The organism is Pseudoalteromonas sp. CNC9-20 (assembly GCF_022347875.1).
Classification (GTDB): Bacteria; Pseudomonadota; Gammaproteobacteria; order Enterobacterales; family Alteromonadaceae; genus Pseudoalteromonas; species Pseudoalteromonas ruthenica.
In genome coordinates this window covers 410,486-431,084 of the sequence record NZ_JAKRFS010000002.1, presented here as the reverse complement: position 1 = coordinate 431,084, position 20,599 = coordinate 410,486, and the positions used below count along the sequence as shown (strand labels likewise).

Genomic DNA, 20,599 nt, shown 5'->3' with positions numbered 1-20,599 from the left:
GCCTTATTCGTAGTGAGTGGGTGAGAGCTCGGTCACTAACTTGATGCTAGACACCATCTGGTCTAGCTGAAAGTGGGGCTGAAGCTGCATCACTGAGTAATAATGTCCAGGTTTGGCCTGGTGTTCCTTAACATTGACCCGGGCGCTCGAAAGCGGGTAACGAGAGCGCACTTCATCAGATGCAGAGTCTGATGCGGTGGTGTAATTATTTATCCACGACTGCAGGTCTCGCTCACAGGCTTGTGGAGTCGCATAAGAACCAATTCGGTCACGGCCCATCACCTTGATGTAGTGAGCAAAGCGCGAAACACATAAAATATATTGCATCATCGAGGACAGCTTGGCGTTAATACGCGCAGCAACGCTATCGTAGTTGGCCGGTTGTTGGGCAGATGCATTACTGAAAAACACCAAGTTGCCGCTTTTACTCAGTGGCGAAAGCGGAATAAAGCCGCTATCAGAGAGTGCTTTTTCGGCTCGGTCAGTAATCAGTAAATCAACGGGAGGCTTCGGCTGTTTTTGATACAAGTCCGTTTCAAAAGGGCTCTGTGCTAGGTTCGTTACAACTCCCTGGTTAGTTTGACCAGGCTGCATTCCACGAATTTGTCCGAACCAACCTGAATTGCAAAACGCACGAATAAGGGTTGCTGCAAACGGGTAAGCGGCATTGCCCCAGAGGTTATCTTCATCGGGGTTATTAATGACCTCACGAAATTTGAATCCCTCACTACGCTGACCATCTTCAACATAAGGGGCACGCATTAGCACGCGAGGCACGGCTATCCCTAAAAACCGAGCATCTTCCATATTGCGCAGCTTTCGCCACTTAATATATTCGATTTGCTCGAATTGGGAGCTCAGGTCAACGTGAAAGCCGAGTTCGGAAAAGTTATCAACGCCAAACATATTTGCTTCTGCAGAGGTAATGAAGGGCGAGAAAGCAGCCGCGCACGTGCGCACAATTTCTTGCAAGGTATCGATATCGTTACCAGCAACGCCAGGTCGTGGCTTATGAGAAATACGATAATCTCCGATGATGACACCAAAAGGTTCACCGCCTGGATTATCATACTCGTTGGAATAAATTTGTTTAAAAAAGTCGCTTTGGTCGAAATCAATGGCTTTGCTGACATCTTTGGTCAGCGTTTGCCAACTACAATTTAGTAGCTTGATTTTGACTTTACCATCTTTGTCGTATTGCTCCGCCTCTTCTGTGAGGTATTTAACATTACGCCAACTGGACTCGAGCGCTTGAAACTTGGGGTGATGAAGGATGATATTGAGCTGCTTTTGTAACAGCTCATCAATCAGTGCGATAGTGCGACTTAAATAAGCCCCCACTTTTTCATTGCTGCGTTGCAATGGAGCATCAGGGGCGTTTTCAAGCCACAAAAGCAGTGCATGAGTTGCATCTTTTTGGCGCACGAAGCGCTCCATAAAGACATCATTTGGCAGGCGTCGAGAAGCAGATTCCTGCTGCTGCTCGAACACATCCTGACTAACAAATGAAAACTCACCAGCACTCATTCACATCATCCTTTGCAAAAATACTGAGTTTGTAAAGAGGAGGGCTTAGCCCACCTCTGGAATTTTTGCTACCAAACGTAAAGAGGTGGTTAACTCTTCCATTTGTAGCCATGGCTTAAGCCATGCCACAGCATTATAAGAACCTGGTGCACCAGGGATTTCCTTAACACTTACTTTTGCATCAGCAAGTGGGTAACGAGCACGAATTTCCTGACCGCCCCCTTCTGAAGCATTGACATAGCTCAGGATCCAACGGTTTAACCACATTTCCACATCTTCTGCTTCCATGAAGCTACCAATTTTGTCGCGCGCCATGACTTTGAGGTAATGGGCAAAGCGTGAGGTTGCCATCATATAAGGTAGGCGAGCAGAAATTGCCGCATTGGCGGTTGCGTCTGGGTTATCGTAAACCTTTGGTTTTTGACAAGTTTGACCACCAAAGAACACAGCATAGTCAGTGTTTTTATAGTGACACAGTGGCAAGAAGCCTAATTTACTTAGCTCAGCTTCACGACGGTCGGTAATACCGATTTCTGTCGGGCACTTGAGATCTGGGTCGCCGTCATCGCTGGTGAAAATATGCGTAGGAAGGCCTTCAACTTTACCGCCACCTTCAGCACCACGAATAGCAGTACAGAAGCCGTATTTTGAGAAGGCCTGAGTCATATTCGTTGCCATTGCATACGCAGCATTGGTCCAGCAATAATTATCATGCTCAGTATTACCAGAGCGAGAAGTCGACGGATCGACGTCAAATTCTTCGTAGCCAAACTCTTCAACTGGTTTAGTCGATTCGCCATAAGGTAGACGCGCTAGCACACGAGGCATGGTAAGCGTCACAAAGCGTGAGTCATCACTGTCACGGAATGAGCGCCACTTGGTGTATTCTAGCGATTCAAATACTTTCTCAAGATCGCGCGGTTTGCTTAATTCTGTCCATGAGTCAAAACCAAACAGTGAAGGTGACGACGCTGAAATAAATGGGCAGAAGCCTGCAGCAGAGACGTTTGACATCAAGCTTAAAGTTTCAATGTCTTCTGGGTGGTTAGTAAACTCGTAGTCACCTACGATAGCACCATAGGGCTCACCACCTGGGGTACCAAATTCAGACTCGTAAATTTTCTTGAAGGTTTGCGACTGGTCAAATTCAACAGCTTTAGAGAGATCTTTATGCAGCTCTTTCTTCTTCAAGCTCATCACACGAATTTTGAGAGTGGCATTGGTCTCTGAGTTGCTCACTAAGTGATGCAAACCACGCCAAGAGCCTTCAAGCTTCTGAAACTCTTCATTGTGCATAATGGCCGACAACTGCTTAGAAATCGCTTCATCAATAACTTTAATTGCTTCATTAAAGGTGACAGTCAGGTTTTTATTCCACTGTACTGTGCCTTTTAGCGCTTCTTCAGTTAAGGTTTTGATAAGCTCCTGAGCGCGTGAGCTTTCAGTCTGCTTGGTAGCGCCAATTGCCTGCTCTAGCAATGAAAAGCTTTGCTCTTCTACGCCTTCCTGTTGTTGTTCTTGAACGTCCGTGCTCATTATTCTTTCTCCTCAACGTCTAACTCTTTGGCAAGTTTATCCAAGCTTTGAGTGTTGCTCAGTACGTCTTCTAGGATGTTTTCTAATTCCTCTGAGCGGTCAACCTTGGTCATTAAATCACGTAACTTATTACGCGTGTCCATGAGGTTACGCAGCGGGTCAACTTGGTTCACAATGGCTGCGGGTTCAAAGTCAGACAGCGATTTAAACTCTAGATCAACACCAATTTCGGAGCCATCATCGGCCAAAGTGTTATCAACTTTAATATTCAACGTTGGGCTCATGCGCTTCAACACATCGTTAAAGTTGTCGCGGTCAATTTGAATAAAACGGCGATCTTTTAATGGCTTTAGTGCCTCTTTATTGTGGCCGGAAAAATCACCGACAACACCAACAACAAAAGGGAGCTCTTTTTTGACCACTGCACCTTCAGTTTCGACATCATAGGTAATGTGGACGCGAGGCTTCCTTACTCTTTTCAACTTATCATGGATACTCATCGAGAACTCCTTTCAGATTATTCTAGGTTTCGCTATCTTCGACTTTGATGCCTGACAACTTGAAGTAACCTGTGCGTGCATCATTGTCAGATATCAGTTCGTTAAGTAGTTCCGGCAGTGTTAATTCACTCCAGCGGATTACTTGCTCTATGGTGTAAGACATGGGCGAATGAGGCTCTGTCTTACGAAAAAAATCGGATATTTTTTGCAGCTGTTTTATGGCGTCTTGGCGTGAGTTAATGCTCGCCTGAATAACGTCTTTGCTGCCGCCAGAAGTGCTCTGTTCTTCGCTATCGGCTGCGTCGCCATCGCTTGCTTGCCCATCATCAGCAGCCGGTTCATCGACAGCATTTGCGGCTTCGATACGATCTCCAGCCAGGTGCTTGATAGCGGCTCTACATTGTTCAAGAGTCTTAGTGATGTAGCTGGTAGGTTGGGGCGAACCTACTTTCTCGTCCATGGCCTCACTTAGGTGCGTGAAAGCCTGTAAACAGTCATCAATCTCTTTATCAAGAGCAACAAAGTACTCGGTTGGAGTTTCTTTGACGGCGGTCGTGATTTGCTCTAGCGATACCGCACCTTCTTCAACTCGGCGCTCTCGCTTTTCTTCATCTAGACGCTCTAAATCAACAGCACGCTCATATTCCCATAACGAGAATGGACCTTGAGAGACTCCTTCGGTCATGGCGATGCTCTTCAATGGGATGATGAGTGCGCCTTCACTGTCAATACCATTGAGACCGACAATCGGTGCTACACGTTCTTCAATGTCATCTTCATCAGGGGTGGGGTAGAGGGTATCCCAATATAATTCGATCAGCTGTGCGGCAAGTTCAAAGCCATGACTTAAACCGGCAAAACCATGTAAGCGGCAAAGCCCTTCTATGTACCAAGCGACTAACTCTAGGTCCTTACACTGTTGTGAAAGGACGTCGGGGATTTGTTCAAGTAAGGGTCGCCAATCTCGCGCAACAGCAATTATACTTTCATCGTCAATGAGGGCATTACGCTCATCCGCACGCAGCGTGTTACGTAAGTCTTTTAACGTGTAGTACGTCGACGTCGGCGATACATCCTCACGCGGGTCTACCCCGGTCGGCTGCTCGTCGCTGATAGCGTTAACAAGTGGTGATAAATCGAAAAGATCGGTCCCTGACATATACGCTCAAAATCCCTTGATTGCTTAACTTAATTGCGTCTTATGCATGATAAATAATAAATGTGCCTAAAACAAGGTTATATAGCACAAATGTGATTATTTATCTTTTGGCAATAGTTAAATATTAGAAGAGCGGTACGGTTTTGTCACCCTGATCGCACTGATTCGTCTCTTGTACATGATTTTCATTATTTTTCACTAAAATGCAGGTGACATTATCTTTCGCTCCTCGCACCAGCGCAGAGTGCATAAGTGCCATGCCGGCATCAATAATGTTCAGTGGGGATAATGAACTCTCTATTTCGAGATCAGAAACTTCTCCAGTGAGCCCGTCACTACAGAGTAAGAACACATCTTTATCTTGTAACTTGCCTTGCATAACCTCTGGCTGTACTTCGGGGGCTACACCTACAGCGCGAGTAATGACATTCGACAGTGGGTGCACGGCAGCCTGTTCTTCGGTAATAACACCTTCATCGACTAGCTCATTCACTTGGCTGTGGTCACGCGTTTGCTGCTCGAGTCGGTCGCGACGCAATAGGTAGCCGCGACTATCGCCCACCCATACGAAGTAATAGCTTTGTTCGTGAAGAAATAGCACCACCGCTGTCGAGCCCATAGTTTTACCATCCATATTTTCTTGGCTGTGCTGGTACAACTGAGTATTGGCATCTTCTAATGCCGCGATGATGACATTACAATTGACGTTGCCACTACCTACACTATCGAGGTGGCGCTTTAATACATCAACCACCAGCTGACTGGCGTAATCGCCAGCGGCGTGGCCGCCCATACCGTCGGCGACGACCCAAACATTATGTTGTGGAAGCTCAACTAACGCATCCTCATTTATCTCTCGCACTACACCTCGATGGCTCTGCGCGTAACTGGTAATACTCATGCAGTTTCCCTGTCTAATTTTTGACTATGGTTCCAATCCCAGTGCTGCCATCGTCCATCAAGCATGGCGGAAAATTGGCTTATCGCCGGTAATCCGGGCGTAACCAGTAAGCAAGGCTCAACCAAACAGGAACCATGTGTCCACCATAGACAATAGTTCGCATATCGTGAGCTCAGTAAATTGTGTAATAAGGTGTTAGCGTCTGCACTGGGAGCAAGCATGACGCTTAACGACTCTTTGCTGGGATCGCCAGAGCGTGTCAGCAAAAGCTCTTCAATGTCTGCTTTAGGTTGCTGATATTGCTCATTAACTGATTTAAACCAGCTGGGCAAATCAACCGAGTCCTCTAGCACATTGAGCACCGCATCTTCGTACTCTTGCGTTGCAAAGTCATTGTTATAACAATCCAGTGGCTTACTGTTGGTAATGGCAGCGACGGTAAACGGGAAGTGACGCCCAACCGCATCAACACTGGGAATAAACGAGCCACACATGGCATTGGCCCCGCAGGCGCCGCTTGATAGGGCAAAGTGCCATACTGGTGATGTGAGGTAACGCTCAGTCCACATATCACCAAGCTGTTCTTTACTTACCGCCACCACTGATTGTAACCACTCGTTCCAAGGTACCTGAAAACTACGCTCAAGTTGATGCGCGATAAAGTCCCCACGGGAGGGGACCTTTCCGCAATAGCCCATATTTACAGCTTGGTCGGACATCTGAAACTCTCTATGTTGGCACTCCAAAATGGGTGAATGGTGCTACTTGGTAGCAGTTGCACTTTAGCTTCGTTACCGCTTAAAGCGATATGTAACTGATGATCATCCTTAGTTTCTGGACGTTTCTGGCTCATATCGTCAAGCATTCTGAACAATGACCATTCACCCGAGTAGGTGGTATTCGTTGAGCGCCCGCCCTCTGGTGGCGTAAACACGATGCGTGTTTCGCTTTCTGCACTGTCCCCTGGCCAGGTCATATTGACTACGCGCAGCGGCCCATGACGATAGTTAAGCGCTTGTCCGTCTATTTCTAAGCGGAAGTTACTGACTTTTTTGTCCAGTGAGATAGGTTTCAACCCAAATTGTAGGCTGGGCTTATCACTGCCACCGCTGAAAAATGCTTGGCGAATTTTCGAGGCTTGTTCAAACATCGCTAGGCTGCGTTGGCTAACGCCGATATCACGCTCAAAGCGCCACGGAGAGGTACTGGTATCAACATTAGCTGCTAGGTAGCGCTTGAAGAATTTATCCAATGTACCATCTGGGCCGAAGAAGCGGCTGAAATCACGCATCCGTACTTCTTGCGAAGAAATAGGGTTAAACGGATAGCGATCGGCAATGGCAACTCGGTACTCACGAACCACTTGCGAGCGCCAAATCTCATTTAAGTGCTGATTAGCGCTTGCCTTGGTAATGCGATCGGCATTATGAGTCATGCCTTCTAGCCAGTTATCAAACGGGTAGGGCAGAGAGCGGCTTTGTGAACGCAGTGTCGCAATAAATTTCGGATCGGTATTACTGGCGACCTTAGTTTTAAAGCTTAGCTTTTGCTGATCGCCATTGGCGAGCTTATCAAGATAGCGATTAAGGCTACGCAGGTTGGTTTGGATATCTTCAAGCGAACCCGGGTCAACCTCAAGGATTTTTGCAAAGGCTTGTTCCACTTCAGCACCAGGGAGTTGCATCTCGATATCTGGCATTTCATTGGGCAGTAGGCGCTTTAATCGCGACGTTTTACTATGCAGTGCCACATCGGCGGCATTAGCCGCTACAGCCGCAGCTGCTTTTTGGTTTTTTGACACCGGCATTTTGGTGAGTGCGACATTTTTTTGCACGGCAGCAAGAATATTCTTAATGGGCGCTTCTGGACCAGAAAGTATTTCTGTAACGCGCACACCTTCTTCTGTGGTGCTGTAAGGGCGCAGCGTTAAGTCATCTAAAAACTCTTCCCAGTAGTAGATATAGTCGCGGAAATAACGATACTCTAAATCTTTCTCTATACGTGCTTTGGCATCGTCACCGACTTCACTGAGATTATCACCATACACCCAACTATCATGCAGTAAGTTGCTCAATAGTTTCTTTTTCTCAATGTTAAAAATGCCATGGAAACCACTGTGGGTATAGAGCCCTGGAATCCCTGTATTTATGTCGCGACCACTTTTAAAGCTAAACGCATACATACTGTTGTAGCTGATCACATCACTGAGTTTGAAGTCGGCCACGCTAGAGTCGATAAAGTCGGTCTTTAAGCGTTGGTAGGCGCGATCAACCAAGGGGAGTTTAGTCAGCTCTACACGGGCATTTTTAACCGCAGCAAGGTCTTGGTCGACACCTTCAAAGCCTTCAGCTAAGAGCGTTGCGATATGAGAGTTAAGAGCTTGTCGGTCGGCAATGTACGCATCGCCCGGCATCTCGCGTTCAATGTACGCGGCGAACCAAGCCTGAATATCCTCGGCCTTAAAGCGTTCTGGCATATACAGCATAAGATAAGCGCGTAAGGTTTCATACAGATACCCTAAGTGTTCTTTGTGCTCACTCATCTCTGTGGTCATCGCTTCGCCCATATAAGGCGCGAGGTGTGCGAATAGTGCGCGCTTATAGGCCTCAACCGATGGTTGTTTCAGATCGCTGCCTTTGTCATAGCCTACGGCTGATGGGTCTGCAAGCGGAATATGGTCACTATATCCTGCAGGCAGGTCACGCAGGCGGTTTAGCGCTTTTGTGAGAGTGAGTAAGTCGGTTTGTCCGTTCAGCCCGCCAGCCGTGAGCAACTGGTACTCATCAATAGCGCCTTGCGTTGACTTGATGAGCTCTTTGTTCCATGAGTAACTAAGGTACCAGCTAATACTCAGCGCTAAAGTGGCACAAGCAGCGGTGGAAATTGCACCAATACGCATCCACTTGTTCTGTTTATCGTGGTGGCGGTTAGTTGAGGCTAAGTTTTGCTCCGGAAAGACCACTTCCTCTAATAGTCGCTTAATGAAGAAGGCGCGGCTACTTTCACCGCCTGTGTTAGCACTGTAACCTTTCTTATGAGCCAGTAAATCTTCAGGTACACCTTCTTGTGTCGCACTGGTTAGGTAAACGCCCCGTAAAATAGGCAGCTGCTCGTAGGCGTTAGGGGTGAAAATTTCCTTTAGGAAGGTGTCGGCGATACCCTGCAGTACACGCAATTGACGAGGAAATTCAAAAATAATGCCACGACGTTTCGGGTCGCGCTCATGCATCAAGCGTTGGTTGAGCTTGGCTGCAAGGTTAGAAATAAGCGCATGGAATTCCCGGTTAAAATGATTCACCGGTGCTTGTTCATTATCCGCTGTATTCAATTCAAAAGTGACACCTAGAACTTGTTCTGCTTCTTCTTCAGTTAAATACTCAAAGTATTCATTAAAGCCAGCAATCAAATCAGCTTTTGATAAAATAACGTACACAGGAAACGACATACCAAGCTGGTTTTGCAGTTCCTGCAAACGCTGTTTAATGGCGCGGGCGTGGAGATTTCGTTCGGTCTTGGTCTGGTGCATTAATTCGCTAATGCCCATGGAAATAACTACACCGTTGATGGGGCGTAATGGTCTGTTTTTACGTAATAACCCCAAAAAACCTTGCCATGCACGAGCATCATGTCGGGCATGACTGTCTTGTGTGGTATAGCGTCCAGCGGTATCAATGAGCACGGCTTTATTGGTGAACCACCAATCACAGTTGCGAGTACCGCCAACCCCTTGGATCATGTCGATACCCATGGACTCACGCAGTGGATAATCAAGACCTGAGTTGTTAATAGCAGTGGTTTTACCTGAACCCGGTGGGCCAATCATAATATACCAAGGCAGCTGGTATACATTTTGGTTTTTGTATAGCTTTGCGGTTTTCAGCGTATCAATGGCATCACTCATACGCTTTTTCAGTGTGTCGATTTCCTCGTTCACATCACTGTTGGCGTCGGCATCTCCATCAATGAGCTCATTGGCCATTTGTTCATTGCGTTTGTTCTGTTTGACTCGTTTCGACCAAGTCACTAGCAACCACACGACGACAATGGATAAAATTAACACTAACCGCCATGCTGCTGAAGCCAAAGGAACGGCACCGGCGATGGCAATGAGTGGGCCGCCAAACCATATCAATAAGGCAAGCGCTAAAAAGCCCAAAGTTGTTACTACAACTCGAGATTTAAGTTTGTACGAGAGCAGCCTCGCTTTTTCTTTGATAGACATAATCTCTTCCTTGAAACTTAAAACAGCAGATCAATTTCAATACGGCGGTTTTTGGCTCGCTGTGCGGCGGTATCATTACTTTCAACTGGTTCCGCTTCGCCACGCCCCTCTGGCCATAAGCGGCCACTTAACGACGCATTTTGCGCCATTGCGTTGGCAACTTGCGTTGCTCGCGCCAATGATAAGTGCCAATTAGAGGGATATTCAGGCGTTGAAATCGGCGTGTTGTCGGTATGGCCGGTGATCAGCACTTTACCTTGTGTGCCTTCAAGGGCACGGGCAATTTTAGCAATAATCGGCTTCATATCAGCACGAACAATATTACTGCCGGAATCAAACAGCGACTCACTGGATATACGAATACGTACGCGGTCAGATTGTGACGTGACACTGAGCACGCCACGTTGAATTTCTGTCTGCAACAACTGGTTCAGCACACTGGCTTCCATGCTATCACCAGTGGTTTGTTCGCCTAATTGATAGGGAACTAAGGCATCAAGCTCTGTGAAAACATTATCGGAGTAACGATTCAGTTGGTACGAAAAAAGGGTGTAAACCACCAGGGCGAGGGCAGCAAATAAGGTTAATATAACCCAGAGTGGAAATTGCTGGCGTAGCTCTAGTCCGTTAGCAATGCGTTTGCGCCAATTAATCGATAACTGGCTTGAACCAGTGCCACGGATCAGGCTTATCTCGCGATACAACTTATCACGGTAATCATCGACCGCAGATTGTCCCTGTGCACTGACACGATACTTGCCTTGGAACCCAAGATTCAAACAATAATATTGTAGTTCGAGTAGGTCGATATTATGACTCGACTGGCGCAGTGCCTCATCAAGTAAAGTGAAGAAGTACTCACCACCAAAGGTTTCTTTATGAAAGATGGATAGGAGACTTTCATTCACCCACACACTTTCGCTGCCCCACGGCGTATTGAGCACGGTCTCATCCAACAGCGCGCATACGCAATATCGTGCAGACTCAATAAGCTGGCTATCGAGGTGCTCGTTACGCAAAGACTGTTCAAAATTCTTAATAGCATCAATGCTTTGTTGTTTAAGCTTATCGACATCATCGCAATGACTCATGCGATTGATTGCCACTGTCAGTGAAAAAATATCAGCACCGTAATCGACTAGCTTGGACTGAAAAATAGGTGCGTTCCCTTGCACTCGAGCAACAGGCTTTGACTGGTTCACATTGACTACAGTCTTATCCCCGCTAGAGGTGTCTGCACTAGCCGCTGCGCCTGAAGCACCAGCACCTGCAGGAGCTGGCTCGCCATTATTTTGTGCCAGTCCTCTTCTTCCTGGACGGGGCTTTAAAATCGTCTTGTCCATGATGATTGTATCCTGTTGGTTAGTTATCCCTTAACGGCCCAAAGTGCCACTTGTAGTTCGGGGTAGTTGCCAGAAATATGCAGTGCAATACCACCACTACTGCTTAACTTAAGCCAGTGCTCATTGCCTTTTTCCAGCTGGAAGTAATGGTAGCCAGCATGGTAGGGCACCTGCCTAGGTGCGACAGGCAAGGTCGCAAGAGTAATTCCTGGGATTTGGTTATTCACTAAGTCGCGAATTGTCTCGACGCTACCTATTTTCGTCTGTGCGGGTAGACGCTGACGTACTTCTTCGTTAGGTAGGTTCGCTTTTACAGCCAGTATAAAGTGAGCATTATCAAGTAAAGACTTATCATTAATTGCGCCAAAATAAATACCAAACTTGCTTTTCTCAAGGGGTATTTCCAGTGCAGTTTGTTCAAGTACTTGGCTCAGCGTTTGGTTGATTAATACCATTAAATTGCCAAACACAGCAGTCAGCTCACTGTGGTTGTAATGGGGCAGCTCGGGAACTCGTTTATCACGGGTACTGAAGGTACTGAGCTCACCGACTAATTCAATCACCCGGTTATAAAGCATAAATGGATGTAACATATCCATATTTTCAAAGTTACTAAACACCGGTTGGTACTTGTTTAGCACTTGCAGCATCATAAAGTCAGCCACCGAAGTGGAACCTGCTTGCCCTTGAGTTAATCGCGCAGAAAGTGCTTCTGCACGCTGCTTAATCATGCCATGAATTTCGCGTACCACGCTGGTTAATGGCGCAACCGCTTTGGCATTCAAGGTAGGAGCAATAAACTTGCTATCAAGTTTAATGTTGCCCTCGTCGGATACTTCGATTACCCGTGCAATAGGTAAACAAATATAACCAGCTCGATCATCGTTATGGCGTTTAAGTTGGCTGTGCAGTGCAGCAATTTGCACAGATTCCTGAGCATCGCTGCCTAAGCTTACATCGGCACAGGTGTGGTCAGCAAAACGGTATCGGGTGATCATACCGTCACCATCAGCGCTGATATTTGTGCCATTGGTTTTATCACTGGCAATCGCCAAATAGATAACTTCGTCCCGTACTTCGCTGGTTAACGACAGTGCTTGTGGTAGCGGGTCGATCGTAGGCATATCAACGGCGGTGCCATCAGCTAGGGTGGCGGTCAGTTTGCTTAAACGAACTTGCCCTAAAGGTAGCAAGGATTGGTCTATTTCCAACGACACAGTCCCCCACGGGTAGTGGTGGACATGCTGGCTGCTGTGGTTGATCGCACGACGAATGCTGCGCTCAGCTTGCTGAAAATGTTGGGGACGTAAGAACATCCCCTCGGTCCATGCGATTGCGCTGTGGTCGCTCATGTAAATTCCCTCTTAGTGCTGTTTAGTCTTTGGCGTAAACAGCAATTTCCTCAACATTAACAGTTACATCATCATAGCCTGTTGGATCGGCCGCTAACACTGCACGCCAACGAGCTTGATCAATATCGCGATAGGCTACAACAAAGCCGACATAGCGCGTATTTCTATCTAGCGACATCGGGTACTCAAGTTTGCTTCCAGGTTGCAGCTCTAACTCGTCCTTTTTTAACAGATCAGGGCCCAACACCGACTCAGGATCTTCATAAAGGGTGAAGAAATCTTGATTATCAAATACTGTCCGTGAACTCAGCTCAAAGATTTTAACCACAACAGGTGAAGGACGTTGATTAATATCTGGGTTGATATCAGCCGCGACATTAAAGGTGACGTCGGTGGAGGGCGGTACTATCTTATTCACCGCAGTACACGCACTCAGTGCTAAGGTAAAAATTACGACCAATACGGACAATAATTTGTTGTTCATGTTGTTTCCTCTAGGATAACTAATCTAAAGCGTTTTTAATTTACTATCGTAAGCTTTAACAAAATCATCAGCGAGCGCGCCACTGCCTTTGCGCTCAATTTCACTTTCCATGTCTTGGTGCATAGCGCTAAATAAACGCCAGCTTTTCGCTTCTAATTGATATGGTAAAACCTTTTTCAGACCGCCTTGTTCGTTTGCTTGGCTTTTCAGGCGCTCTGGTGAAAGTGTATCGAGTAATCCTTCAATGGCCCCCACGGTCCCGGCCATCATTGCCGTATCGTGGTCGCGAGTGTCTTTAAACGCCTCGGCAATAGCTTGCTCAGCATTTAAAAAGCTGGCGCTATTTCGGGTGTATAAGTTCTGGATTACATCTTCTAAAGTTGCTGAAAACTTCAGTGGATTATTTTGTTGTGCTTGGAACATAGTGTGATTCAAGCGCAGTTGTTGTTTCACCGAGGAGCGTTGTCTAAGTGATTCAACTAAGCCCAACAATAGAAGTCGTAAACTCTCCCCCATCTGTTGCCACGTTTGTGCGTTGTTTAATTCATTCGCAAGCTGCGCGTCAACTTGCAAACCTTGCAAAAAAGCAGCTGCTAATTCACCTTGCCCTGCAGCTGCTGGAGCTGGCTGCGGCGCAGCCGAAGCTTGTGGTGCAGCTTGCTGTGGCGCCTTTGGTTCTGGGGCCGGAGCGATACTATGTTGCGTTTGCGCTGTTGGTGCCGGCGTAGGAGCAGGAGCTGGTTGTGGCTCTGGCTGAGGCGCAGGCTGACTTGCAGGGGACGCACTCTCAGGTTGGCCGAATGCTAAGTCTAACCCCCAGTCTTCGGGAATGGTTTCGGCTGCGGATTGAGAGCCGGTTGCTGGGGCGCTCGCTGGTGTTTCTAGACCGGGCATCTGGAAAGATTGGTCAAGTTCGTTTGCGGATTGCATCTGCGTTGCAAACAAATCATCGTTATTAGAGCTCGAAGCAGGTGCAGCTTGCTGCGCAGGTATACTCGGCTGCGATGGCTGAGCTACTGGTGCGCTTTGCGCGGCGACGGCGCTTTGCGCCAGTTTAAATTCGATTTCATAATCGCCAATACTAAGCACATCACCGTCTTGCAATGCTTGTTGATTGCCTTTGCCTACAGGGGTCACACTGTGGTTAACAAACAGGCCGTTTGTTGATAAATCATGAACAACGAAGTTCGACCCAGAGCGCTCAATACGGCCATGGGTGCTGGAAATTATTTTCTCAGGATCTGGCAAGTGCCAGTCGCACTCCTGTGAACGACCAAATACCAAGCTATCTTGGGTGGTCTTTGATGTTTCTATTTCAGGGGATAGGCGGTGGTAGCTGATAACGTTAAAGGTCGCTTCCATTTGCTTTACTCTATTCCATAAGACGACGTTAATAGCTCACGAGGATAAATATTAAGTTAGATTTTGTCAATAAAAGTGACGGTATCTAATAGCGCTACATTTACTCCGGTGTGGCATAAGTTCAAGTAACCATTGTAGTGGCTTTAAGAGATTGTGGTGGTTTTTGCAATTATACTGGTGGTTATACTATTGAACCGTATAAAAGGTCATTTAAACCGCAATCTGTTATAGCCTTTTATTTAATAATCTAATATATTAACGCTCAGTGAATGGATGAACGCATTAAAGGACAGCCAATATGGATGACAAGCCGCAAAATGCAAGCGAGCAAGATAAAACGCAAATCGCTGGTATCGCAAACTCAGGTAACGCCCCACAAAAGAATGCTCAAAGCGCCAACCTTCAGGGTTTGAAATTAGGTGCACGGTATCTGTTGGAGGAACTTGTCGGCCAAGGTGGTATGAGTGATATCTACCGTGCCAAAGACCTACACCTCTCAACCAGCGATGGTGAACATCACGTCGTTATTAAAGTGTTACAATCGCAGTTTGCAGAATCAGAGCAAGCATTGGCGCTGTTGAAAAAAGAAGCCCAGCGCTGTCAGCAATTATCGCATCCAAATATTGTCCGCGTTTATGATTGTGCAAGCGTGGCCGGGATTCACTACATCGTTATGGAGTGGATAGAGGGCGAGACACTTGAGCAAATTATCAAGCGTTCACGGCCAACGGGCATGAAATTTGCCAACGCCAAACCCATTCTCACGCAAATGATTGATGCGCTAATTTATGCGCACGCCCACGGTGTTGTGCACACCGACCTGAAGCCTTCCAATGTTATGGTCACCAGCCAAGGTGACGTAAAAATTCTAGATTTTGGTGTTGCTCGCGCCCATCGCGGCGATGATATTTACGCTTATCAAGGCGCTCAGGCAGAAGATGGTGTTGCCGGGTACACCCCAGCTTACGCCAGTGCATCGCAATTAGATGGCCAAGAGCCGACACCGCAAGATGATATTTTTTCGTTCGCGTGTATCGCCTATGAACTTATTTCGAGTAACCACCCTTATGACCGTGTTGCCGCCAATGAGGTGCCAGCGACTTATACTCTGAAAAAGCCAGCGTCGATGCCGATGCTACGTTGGGGCGCGCTGAAAAAAGCATTATCAATTTCGCAGCCAGGGTTTAAGAGCTTTAGCGAACTCAAGTCGAAATTATTGACTGTCAACCACATGCCGGCAGTGGCTGCGGTGGCAACTGTGGCTGTAGTTGCAGGGTTAGGGTTTACTTATCATACCCAAGCGCAAAGTGATTACGCTTTGTTGCAAGCTAAATACGACAATGCTGTTGCCAAAAATGAGCAACTTAACCAGTGGATGGGATGGGGGCCAAGTAACCTATTCAGTAAACTAGGTGAAATTCCGCCACAGTACCAAGTACTAAAACAAGGCTTGGTGGTTAAAAACCAGCCCCAGTTACTGGCACAGTTGGAGCAACAAGCGAAGCTAGCAGGGCAGAATAAAGAGCAAGAATACAAGAACTTCACTGCAATTATTAACGTGTACGATCAGGCCAAACCTCGTTTCCCTGACTCACTAGCGTTGGCTGAACTTATTCAAGATACGCGAACAGAGCAGCAATCGGTGCTTGACGGTGTGGTTGAAAAAATTGACTTGTTATTGAGTCAAGGACGTCTAACCGAGGGCGGTGACAACTCTTTGGTTAAGCTTTCTGAAGATCTAGCCTTCATTGCCCCTGAATTTGATTATCAACCGATGGAAGCTGGGGTTACTTTATACCTTGAGCAATACCAAGCAGCCGTTGAAGCAGACGACGTTGCGACTTTAGATACCTTAGCCGAAGTCGGTGAGGCCGTATTTGCGCAAAATCAGCAGATTGCGCAATTATTGCAACAAGGTGAAGCGAAACGCGAAGCCATGACGGTGCTGGCAGAGTACTTCAATAAACGTGAGAGTAACCCGGATACACCGTATCCTTACGAGGCTGCCACGGCGTATTACCAAGATCAGTTTGATGCTTGGGAAGTATCTATTACTAATATGGATGACCATAAAGAGCTGATTGCACTGGAAGAAGAAGTGAACACGTTGGCAGAAAAAGTACCAGAAGATTTTCAGCCCATGGTAAAACTGAAGAAATCGCTCGCTTCTGCATATTTGTCGAAGGCGCATGCATTAATGCAAAAGCGCATGTATCGTACAGCACAGAAGCTAATAGAGCGAAGTGACTCGATTAACAAGTCACTCTCAGCTTACTTATAGGCGACGACCTTCTCCAGCATAACGGCCGGCGAGGATCTTTTCATAGATGTCGTCGGCTTTTTGCTTTGCCCGCTCAATTTCTTCAGGCTGCAATTTTTTCTCGTCGAGTTTGCGGCTGGTACTGGCATCGTCATTGCCATTGTATTCCGCGATGGTGTTCCAGATATAAGACTTCTCGATACTTTTAGCTACACCTAGGCCTTCATAGTACATTAGCGCAAGGTTAAACTGAGCCAAGGTATAATTTTGCGCTGCCGCTTTACGATACCAATCGATTGCGCTTTGGTAATCTTTAATAACGCCTTCGCCATTGGTGTACATAACGCCAAGGTTAAATTGCGCAGCAGCCAGCCCTTTTTCGGCAGCCCCTTTGAATAAACTGACCGCTCGTTGCAAGTCTAGCTTTACTCCTCGGCCTTCTTGGTACATGACTGCCAAGGAAAACATCGCGTCTGCATAGTCTTTATCCACGGCCTGCTGATATAGCTGAGCAGCCTTACGTTGATTCTTCGCTACACCGTGGCCGCTTTCGTACATTTGTGCCAGTTGATAGATTCCAGGGGCGTAGCCCATGTCTGCTAAATATTGAAACTCGCTGAGGGCGGTTTCAAAATCTCCCACATTGGCCGCAGCAATGCCTTCTTCTAACCCCGCATGTGCTGCGGGCGCGAGTGCAAGTGCACTGCTCAGTGTCAGTGCGCATAGTGTGTATCGCAACATCTGTGTTCTCCGCGTATGGCTCGTATCTTTATGATTCTAGCCTGTTTATTGGTATGGGTCCAAAGCTTAGCCATAAAAAAACCCAAGCAAGGCTTGGGTTTTTGGGGTCATATCTACCGTCACCGATATGAGCAATGTAGCAAGTAAAGTTTTCATCGCATTGAGTGCGTATGAACAAGACCTAGAGAAAGCAAAAGACTCCGTTTCGTCTTGTTGATAATGATTATTACTAGCATAGCTTAATGTATCAAGTGCAAATAGGAATTATTATCAAATTAGTTTTTCTCCTTTTCTTAGCCTTTCAAAGCGAGGCACTTCCATGCTACAAAAGATAAAAATAAAGACACAGGAGTGAGGATATGAGTGATCAATACGCGGCACTACGCAGTAATGTGGGTTTATTAGGGCAGATGCTAGGACAAACCATTGCTCAGGCATTGGGTGATTCGGCTTTGGCCAAAGTTGAATCAATTCGTCAGTTGGCAAAAACTTCTCGCGGTGGCGATGAGCAGGCGCGTGAGGCGCTGATCAGCGAGTTACAATCCCTAAGCGACGATGAGTTACTGCTTGTTGTGCGCGCGTTCAACCAATTCCTCAACCTCGCTAACGTTGCTGAGCAGTACCATACTGTGTCGCGCTCGGGTAACCAGGGTTTTTGCGAACTTGACCCATTAAAGCAGACTTTGCTGCGCCTCAAGCAAAGCCATGTGCAAGAGCACACCATCAAAGAGGCAATTGCACGACTAGATATCAACTTGGTATTAACTGCGCACCCAACGGAAGTGACACGACGCACACTGATTAACAAACATGTGCAATTAAGTGATTGCTTAAACCTGTTAGAGCTGGGCGACTTGCTGCCGCAGGAACAACAAAAACTCCACGCGCGCATGCGTCAATTAATAGCACAGGCGTGGCATACCGATGAAATTCGTCAACAACGGCCAACGCCTTTGGATGAGGCGAAGTGGGGTTACGCGGTCATTGAAAATAGCCTGTGGCAAGCGGTGCCAGAATATGTGCGTGAGCTTGATGACACGCTGACTCAAGAGTTGGGTGTTGGTTTAGCAAGTGATGCAAAGCCGGTGCGTTTTACCTCATGGATGGGCGGCGACCGCGATGGCAATCCTTTTGTAACATCGAGTGTGACACAGAGCGTACTCGACCATGGCCGGTGGATGGCATTGGACTTGTATATTAAAGACATCAACCTGCTGATCAGTGAATTATCGATGTTCGCCTGCGATGATGCTTTAGCTAAACAGGCTGAAGGAGCCCATGAACCCTATCGTGCCGTATTAAAGCAACTACGTGAAAAGCTGACACTCACTCACGAGTATCTCGAGGCCAAAATAACCCAGCAGTCGCCACGCGGCGAAAACATCATCACGGATATCACTCAGATAACGGATGTGTTAAAGGCCTGTGAGCGCTCGTTAGAGGCCAATAATATGGCCATCATCGCCCAGGGGCAGCTGCGCGATACGCTGATCCGCTGTCGGTGTTTTGGTTTGCAGCTCTCGCAATTGGATATCCGCCAAGACAGCGACAGACACGCACAGGTGCTTGGTGAGCTGACCGAGTACCTAGGCCTAGGTGATTACTGCCAGTGGGATGAGCAAGGCAAACAAGAGTTTCTCAAAGCAGAGTTGGCCAGCAAGCGGCCGTTATTACCTCGCAATTGGCAACCAAGCGAACAAAGCCAAGAGGTTCTCGACACCTTTAAAGTGATTGCCCAAAATCGCGCCGAAAACTTTGGCATTTACATTATTTCCATGGCTCGTCAGGCATCAGATGTGCTGGCAGTTAAGTTATTACTTCAAGAAGCAGGCTGTCAGTTTAACATGCCGGTTGCACCTTTGTTTGAAACTCTGGATGACCTCAACCGTGCGCCTGAAGTGATGCAGGCTTTATATAGCGATGATGTGTATCGCCAACATCTAGGCACTCATCAGTATGTGATGATTGGCTATTCAGATTCAGCCAAAGATGCAGGGATGATGGCCGCAGGCTGGGCACAATATAGCGCTATGGAGTCCTTGGTGCAGCTTAGTGAGGAGCAGGGCATTGAACTCGTGCTATTTCACGGGCGCGGCGGTACTGTTGGCAGGGGAGGAGCCCCAGCTGCGCAAGCGTTGCGCTCGCAACCGCCAGGGAGTTTGAAAAATGGCCTGCGCGTGACTGAGCAAGGTGAGATGATCCGCTTCAAGTTCGGACTGGCCAGTGTCGCAAAGCAAAGCCTGCATTTATATGCCAGCGCAGTACTTGAGGGGAACCTGCTGCCACCCCCAGAGCCTGAGCCTAAGTGGCGTGACGTTATGGCTAAAATTAGCGACGCATCGTGCCAGCATTATCGTGCGACTGTGCGCGAGAACCCTGAATTTGTACCTTACTTTCGCAGTGCCACACCAGAGCAAGAGTTGGGTAAGTTGCCATTGGGATCGCGGCCTTCTAAGCGCAACCCCAATGGTGGGGTGGAAAGCTTAAGGGCCATTCCTTGGATCTTTGCTTGGTCGCAAAACCGTCTGATGCTGCCTGCTTGGTTGGGGGCCTATCAAGGTTTAGGAGCGGTGATTAGTGAATACGGTGAACATACATTGCAACTGATGAGTCAGCAGTGGCCGTTCTTTCGCACCCGATTAGAAATGTTGGAAATGGTATTCTGTAAGGCGGATAGTTGGCTTAGTGCGCATTATGATCAGCACTTAGTGGCGCCGCAGTTACAGCACTTTGGCGAGCGCTTACGCCAAGAGTTAGCACAATCGGTAGCGCTGATTAAAGAACTAAGCCCAGAGCACACTTTATTAGGGCATCAGCCTTGGGTGCGTGAGTCTATTGCATTGCGCAATCCCTACACAGATCCGCTTAATGTGCTGCAGGTAGAGCTATTGAAACGAGCCCGTACCAATAGCTCACAGGCATTAGATAAAGCCTTAATGGTCACCATGGCTGGGATCGCAGCGGGTATGCGCAATACCGGTTAATTAGGTGCGAGGCGGTGTATCAGCCGCCTCGCATCTGAACCTCGCCATTGTGGTAAGTGGCCATCATTCACACCCAATAAAATGCGATGAGCGATCATCAAAGAGGCTACTTTCCTCATGCAAATAAATAACGCGGGTGCTCAACAGCGCAGAAATAGGCCAAGAGCGTAAAATAAGGCTCGTTATATACAGCAGTTTTTGGCTCGAATAAGTAGAAACTAAAGTTAA

14 protein-coding genes are annotated in these 20,599 nt (G+C 47.4%); 2 read left to right on the top strand and 12 right to left on the bottom strand.

What is annotated here, in order from left to right:
* Positions 1-3 precede the first annotated feature (3 nt).
* From tssC (MHM89_RS05550) to tagH, 11 genes are all read right to left on the bottom strand, one after another.
* Positions 4-1,527 carry a type VI secretion system contractile sheath large subunit gene (gene tssC / locus MHM89_RS05550; RefSeq protein WP_138509744.1) on the bottom strand — a complete coding sequence of 508 codons (1,524 nt, stop codon included), beginning with the start codon at positions 1,525-1,527 and terminating at the stop codon, positions 4-6.
* Positions 1,528-1,572: 45 nt separating this feature from the next.
* On the bottom strand, positions 1,573-3,063 hold the full coding sequence (gene tssC, locus MHM89_RS05545) for a type VI secretion system contractile sheath large subunit (RefSeq protein ID WP_045980637.1): 1,491 nt from the start codon (positions 3,061-3,063) through the stop codon (positions 1,573-1,575).
* Positions 3,063-3,563 carry a type VI secretion system contractile sheath small subunit gene (gene tssB / locus MHM89_RS05540; RefSeq protein WP_045980638.1) on the bottom strand — a complete coding sequence of 167 codons (501 nt, stop codon included), beginning with the start codon at positions 3,561-3,563 and terminating at the stop codon, positions 3,063-3,065. Before tssB ends, tssC (MHM89_RS05545) begins: the two co-directional genes overlap by 1 nt.
* Positions 3,564-3,585: 22 nt before the next feature.
* Entirely contained in the window at positions 3,586-4,722 is a 1,137-nt protein-coding gene (tssA, locus tag MHM89_RS05535) for a type VI secretion system protein TssA (RefSeq protein WP_045980639.1), read from the bottom strand.
* Positions 4,723-4,846: 124 nt separating this feature from the next.
* Complete coding sequence (locus MHM89_RS05530; protein ID WP_022944420.1) at positions 4,847-5,623, bottom strand: Stp1/IreP family PP2C-type Ser/Thr phosphatase; 777 nt, start codon at positions 5,621-5,623, stop codon at positions 4,847-4,849.
* A complete protein-coding gene (gene tagF / locus MHM89_RS05525) occupies positions 5,620-6,342 on the bottom strand; it encodes a type VI secretion system-associated protein TagF (protein WP_022944419.1) in 723 nt (240 codons plus the stop codon). Before tagF ends, MHM89_RS05530 begins: the two co-directional genes overlap by 4 nt.
* The gene (gene tssM / locus MHM89_RS05520; protein WP_239408308.1) at positions 6,324-9,845 is read right to left on the bottom strand and encodes a type VI secretion system membrane subunit TssM; all 3,522 of its coding nucleotides are present in this window, start codon (positions 9,843-9,845) and stop codon (positions 6,324-6,326) included. The genes tagF and tssM overlap by 19 nt, the downstream gene beginning before the upstream one ends.
* Before the next feature lie 17 nt (positions 9,846-9,862).
* On the bottom strand, positions 9,863-11,188 hold the full coding sequence (gene tssL / locus MHM89_RS05515) for a type VI secretion system protein TssL, long form (RefSeq protein WP_239408307.1): 1,326 nt from the start codon (positions 11,186-11,188) through the stop codon (positions 9,863-9,865).
* 23 nt (positions 11,189-11,211) lie between these two features.
* Positions 11,212-12,540, bottom strand: coding sequence for a type VI secretion system baseplate subunit TssK (gene tssK / locus MHM89_RS05510; protein ID WP_045980642.1), 1,329 nt, complete (start codon positions 12,538-12,540; stop codon positions 11,212-11,214).
* Positions 12,541-12,562: 22 nt separating this feature from the next.
* On the bottom strand, positions 12,563-13,024 hold the full coding sequence (gene tssJ, locus MHM89_RS05505) for a type VI secretion system lipoprotein TssJ (protein ID WP_045980643.1): 462 nt from the start codon (positions 13,022-13,024) through the stop codon (positions 12,563-12,565).
* A gap of 24 nt (positions 13,025-13,048) precedes the next feature.
* Complete coding sequence (gene tagH / locus MHM89_RS05500; RefSeq protein ID WP_239408306.1) at positions 13,049-14,386, bottom strand: type VI secretion system-associated FHA domain protein TagH; 1,338 nt, start codon at positions 14,384-14,386, stop codon at positions 13,049-13,051.
* Positions 14,387-14,684: 298 nt separating this feature from the next.
* Between tagH and MHM89_RS05495 the strand changes: the two genes are divergently transcribed.
* A complete protein-coding gene (locus MHM89_RS05495) occupies positions 14,685-16,667 on the top strand; it encodes a serine/threonine-protein kinase (RefSeq protein WP_239408305.1) in 1,983 nt (660 codons plus the stop codon).
* On the opposite strand, the gene MHM89_RS05490 is transcribed toward MHM89_RS05495, so the two are convergent.
* Positions 16,662-17,387, bottom strand: a complete 726-nt coding sequence (locus MHM89_RS05490; RefSeq protein WP_022944412.1) for a tetratricopeptide repeat protein — start codon at positions 17,385-17,387, stop codon at positions 16,662-16,664. The two genes, MHM89_RS05495 and MHM89_RS05490, sit on opposite strands and share 6 nt — an antisense overlap.
* Positions 17,388-17,746: 359 nt before the next feature.
* Here MHM89_RS05490 and ppc point away from each other — a divergent pair, with 359 nt between their 5' ends.
* Entirely contained in the window at positions 17,747-20,371 is a 2,625-nt protein-coding gene (gene ppc, locus MHM89_RS05485; RefSeq protein ID WP_239408304.1) for a phosphoenolpyruvate carboxylase, read from the top strand.
* Positions 20,372-20,599 lie beyond the last annotated feature (228 nt).

Bases quoted from the DNA above. Each gene is read 5' to 3' on its own strand.
- tssB (WP_045980638.1), bottom strand. From the start codon at position 3,563: ATGAGTATCCATGATAAGTTGAAAAGAGTAAGGAAGCCTCGCGTCCAC.
- MHM89_RS05495 (WP_239408305.1), top strand. From the start codon at position 14,685: ATGGATGACAAGCCGCAAAATGCAAGCGAGCAAGATAAAACGCAAATC.
- MHM89_RS05530 (WP_022944420.1), bottom strand. From the start codon at position 5,623: ATGAGTATTACCAGTTACGCGCAGAGCCATCGAGGTGTAGTGCGAGAG.
- MHM89_RS05490 (WP_022944412.1), bottom strand. From the start codon at position 17,387: ATGTTGCGATACACACTATGCGCACTGACACTGAGCAGTGCACTTGCA.
- tssK (WP_045980642.1), bottom strand. From the start codon at position 12,540: ATGAGCGACCACAGCGCAATCGCATGGACCGAGGGGATGTTCTTACGT.
- tagF (WP_022944419.1), bottom strand. From the start codon at position 6,342: ATGTCCGACCAAGCTGTAAATATGGGCTATTGCGGAAAGGTCCCCTCC.
- tssA (WP_045980639.1), bottom strand. From the start codon at position 4,722: ATGTCAGGGACCGATCTTTTCGATTTATCACCACTTGTTAACGCTATC.
- tagH (WP_239408306.1), bottom strand. From the start codon at position 14,386: ATGGAAGCGACCTTTAACGTTATCAGCTACCACCGCCTATCCCCTGAA.
- tssC (WP_045980637.1), bottom strand. From the start codon at position 3,063: ATGAGCACGGACGTTCAAGAACAACAACAGGAAGGCGTAGAAGAGCAA.
- tssM (WP_239408308.1), bottom strand. From the start codon at position 9,845: ATGTCTATCAAAGAAAAAGCGAGGCTGCTCTCGTACAAACTTAAATCT.
- tssC (WP_138509744.1), bottom strand. From the start codon at position 1,527: ATGAGTGCTGGTGAGTTTTCATTTGTTAGTCAGGATGTGTTCGAGCAG.
- tssJ (WP_045980643.1), bottom strand. From the start codon at position 13,024: ATGAACAACAAATTATTGTCCGTATTGGTCGTAATTTTTACCTTAGCA.
- ppc (WP_239408304.1), top strand. From the start codon at position 17,747: ATGAGTGATCAATACGCGGCACTACGCAGTAATGTGGGTTTATTAGGG.
- tssL (WP_239408307.1), bottom strand. From the start codon at position 11,188: ATGGACAAGACGATTTTAAAGCCCCGTCCAGGAAGAAGAGGACTGGCA.